At 45.4% G+C, this 3,733-nt stretch carries 3 protein-coding genes and 2 pseudogenes; all 5 read left to right on the top strand.

Annotated elements, in window-relative coordinates; translation table 11 throughout:
- Window positions 1-641: pseudogene (locus tag AC9UEP_RS05745) on the top strand (hypothetical protein); the annotation flags it as partial.
- 8 nt (window positions 642-649) lie between these two features.
- Window positions 650-1,546 carry an ABC transporter permease gene (locus tag AC9UEP_RS05740; RefSeq protein ID WP_509544989.1) on the top strand — a complete coding sequence of 299 codons (897 nt, stop codon included), beginning with the start codon at window positions 650-652 and terminating at the stop codon, window positions 1,544-1,546.
- Entirely contained in the window at window positions 1,534-2,313 is a 780-nt protein-coding gene (locus AC9UEP_RS05735; RefSeq protein WP_509544986.1) for an ABC transporter permease, read from the top strand. The genes AC9UEP_RS05740 and AC9UEP_RS05735 overlap by 13 nt, the downstream gene beginning before the upstream one ends.
- Window positions 2,313-3,353 carry an ABC transporter ATP-binding protein gene (locus AC9UEP_RS05730; RefSeq protein ID WP_509544984.1) on the top strand — a complete coding sequence of 347 codons (1,041 nt, stop codon included), beginning with the start codon at window positions 2,313-2,315 and terminating at the stop codon, window positions 3,351-3,353. Before AC9UEP_RS05735 ends, AC9UEP_RS05730 begins: the two co-directional genes overlap by 1 nt.
- Window positions 3,346-3,733 (top strand): annotated as a pseudogene (locus AC9UEP_RS05725) (hypothetical protein); the annotation flags it as partial. The gene AC9UEP_RS05730 and the pseudogene AC9UEP_RS05725, both read left to right, overlap by 8 nt.

Raw genomic sequence — 3,733 nt, 5'->3', positions numbered from 1 at the left:
GAATTACAGGAGATCCAACATCTTCTAACCAAGCATTTATGTCTGTCCTAGCTGCAAGCATCGGTAATGGCGGAGAAAAGAACCTCTCAGACGTCACAAAGGGTCTTGCACTCTTCAAGGGTGTTAAGGCCCAAGCACCACTAGTGAAAGTAAATTCAACAAACCTAGTTACAGGCACCGCAAAGCTTGGCTTCATGTGGGACTTCAACGCTCTTGGAGTTGTTCCAGCAGCGAAGGCAGCAGGCTTAGATCTTAAGTTTGTATACCCATCAGACTTCGTCCTACAGGCGCCTCCGTACATCAACGCAATCAATGCTGAGTCTCCAAACTGTGCAAATGCACGTTTGTGGCAGGAGTTTGTCTACTCACAGAACAAGGGAAAGACTGCAGCAGATCTAACTGCAGCAGATCTAAAACTCCCCGGTTCTAAGTTGTTCGCCTTGATGCAAGGTGGACAGAATTTCTTCCAGCAGTCAGGTGCAGATCCAATCATGTCTGCAGCAATGATTAAGAAGAAGCTTCTCGTTCCGTCACTGCTTGACTTCAAAGTTCCTGCAACAGCAAAAGTTGTTGGTCCAGCAACAATTGCTGATGTACTTACAGCACGTGAGCAGATCATCTCTTCATGGGCTAGCTTGTAAGAAGAAATATGACCTTGCAAGTCATAGAGGAGGGCGCGCCAACGAGGGGTCGCGCCTTCCTCGCTTCTTTTATAAAGAACTTTCTTCCAGCGGCCCCACTTTTATTAATCGTTGGATTCTTTTTTCTTTTTCCAATCGCACGATTAATTTACGTCTCATTTTTATCTAATGAAAATACGTTTACTTTCAGTAACTTTGCGACAGCCACTCAAGAGCCATATCGCACAGGTTTTATTAATTCGATAAAGATCGGTCTACTCTCTGGCGCCATTGCCGCATTCCCTGGCGCCATTGCCGCATACTTCATAGAAACACGTGGGGGCTCTAAGCTTCGCCGAACTATCGCAGTCATGAGCGGTGTACTTGCCAACACTGGTGGAATTCCGCTGGCATTTATGTTTTATGCAGCACTTGGAATTCAAGGCCAACTGACCAAGATATTGAAGTTCTTCGGTTGGGATTTGTACGCTGGCACATTCTCACTCGGTTCTTTTCTTGGCCTCTTAATCGTCTATCTCTACTTCCAGCTGCCACTCATGGTCATTGTCTTTTCACCAGCTATTGTTTCTCTTCGCCGAGAATGGTCAGAAGCGGCACGAAACCTCGGTGCCAACCAGTTTAATTATTGGATTCGAATTGGAATCCCACTACTTTTCCCTAGTTTCATAGCCTCATTCTTACTCCTCTTTGCCAGTGGATTCTCAGCGTATGCAACGGCAAATGCACTCACCGTTGGAAACCTTCCACTTACGCCGCTACAAATCGGCGGATTGTTAGATGGCAATGTTTCCGCATCGCAGTTGAACCTTGGCAAGGCACTAGGTGTTGTGATGATCCTCATTTCTGCATGTGCCGTTATTCCGTATCTTGCAATCCAACGAAGGAGTGCTAGGTGGCAAAAGTGATCAAATCTAAGTTTCAGCTCCCACTGGTTTTAACACTACTTATCCTTATGTTCTTTGTATTTGTTCCCATGATTTCCGCCTTTGAATATTCGATCCGAACACCCGCAAAAGGTGGTTACGGATGGGATAGCTATCTGTGGGCGATTCGCAAAGAAGAGTTCCTTTACTACATCATTAGGTCAACTTGGCTGGCTGGCGTTACGGTATTAATCACCTTGTTTGTTTTAGTTCCAACCCTTACTTGGATTCATTTATCGAACTCAAAAGTGCGTGGATTGATTGACGGTCTCTCACTTCTTCCGTTGGTGATTCCAGTAGTTGCCTTTGCTGTCGGTGCTCAAATTTCTTTCCCGGAATTTGTGAAAAATACAGTGCTTGAACTTCCTTTCCTCTATTTTGTCCTAGCCCTGCCTTATGCATATCGAGCACTCGATATCGGGCTCAGTGCGATTCCTTTAAAAACAATTACTGAAGCAGCGCGTAGTGCCGGTGCGAATTGGTTGCGCACAATCACTAGCGTAATTATCCCTGTCATTAGGGGATCTGTGATGGCAACAATTGCTCTGACTTTTGCGCTCTCATTGGGTGAATTCACATTGACTGTTTTACTTCACTGGGACACATTTCCAACCTGGGTGACATATGTTGCCCAAGAAAACATTCTTGGTGCTATCGCAATTTCGATGATGTCCCTCATCCTTCCGTTCTTACTTTTGACAATAATCACGCTTTTTGTTCCAGAACGTTCCACACAAGGGAGAAAGTAATGTCTAGTAAGAGCCTGACCCTCAATAACATTTCAAAGAGATTTGGAAATGTGACTGCGCTGGATAACTTCAACCTCGAGGTGGGTGTCGGCGAACTCGTTGCCCTACTTGGGCCTTCAGGGTGTGGAAAGACCACAGCTCTTCGAGTAGTTGCTGGCCTGGAACATCAGGATAATGGAACAGTTTTGGTCGCGGAGAAGAATATTTCTGATGTGCCTGCACATAAACGGAATATGGGAATGGTTTTCCAGGCTTACTCACTCTTTCCTAACTTAACAGTTGAAGAAAATGTTGCTTTTGGTTTACAGATGCGTAAAGTAAATAAGTCGGTCCGCCTAAAGAAGGCGCATCAACTTTTAGATCTGGTTGGCCTTGATTCACAGAGCAAGCGCTTTACCCATCAACTCTCGGGTGGGCAACAGCAGCGTGTTGCCTTGGCACGCGCTTTAGCTTTTGAACCTGAAATTCTGCTTTTAGATGAGCCATTATCCGCACTTGATGCACAAGTACGCGTCAATCTACGTGAAGAAATCCGTCGCTTACAACTTTCGCTCGGGACGACAACGCTATTTGTGACACACGATCAAGAAGAGGCAATGGCAATCTCAGACCGAGTTGGTGTTATGAACCAAGGAGTTCTTGAGCAGATCGACACACCTGATGCGTTGTATAACAAGCCAACATCATCCTTTGTTGCTGGCTTCGTAGGCACTATGAACAGAATTCCTGCACAGATATCAGATGGCATGGTTGAGATATTTGGTAGCAAAGTGGTTGTACTGAAGCGTGGAAATGAATCTGGGCAGGTAGTGGCGTTGATTCGTCCAGAATCAATCTCTGTTGTCGCAAATTCATCACAACCAAATGCAAAAGTGTTGACTCGCTCATTTATGGGTGCTTCATCAAATATTATCTGCCAAACAGGGGACGGGACGATTGTCCAATCGCTTATGACAAGTGCATCAACCGGAGATCTACACCCAGGCTCATCCGTTCAACTCCGCGTTCTAAGTCCTGAGGTGCTTGTCGCTAATGTCTAGTACATCAAAAAACCGAATTATTCGCTCGAAAGCCTCACCAGAATCAAATTGGCGAGAATTGCTTCTTGATAAAGGTGAATTAGTTATTGGTGATGAGCCACTAGATGTTCAGGTAATTGCAGCTTTTATTCATCTCAGCGATATTCATATTTGTGATGCAGCTTCACCCGCACGACTGGAGTTTTTGGATCGAATTGCTGATCCCGATAACCCAATCTCACAACTAGTTCCATACATCGGTACATATCGTGCGCAAGAGTTTCTGACGACCCAAGTACTTGAAGCTATGGTGGTTGCTGCGAATGAGATTAAATCCGGACCTCTGACAGGTGCACCAATTGACGCGGTTGTGATTACGGGAGATGTGACAGATAACGCGC

This window comes from Candidatus Planktophila sp., assembly GCF_040402315.1.
GTDB lineage: Bacteria > Actinomycetota > Actinomycetes > Nanopelagicales > Nanopelagicaceae > Planktophila.
The sequence above is the reverse complement of the archived record's forward strand: the minus strand, read 5'-3'. Positions and strand labels throughout refer to the sequence as shown.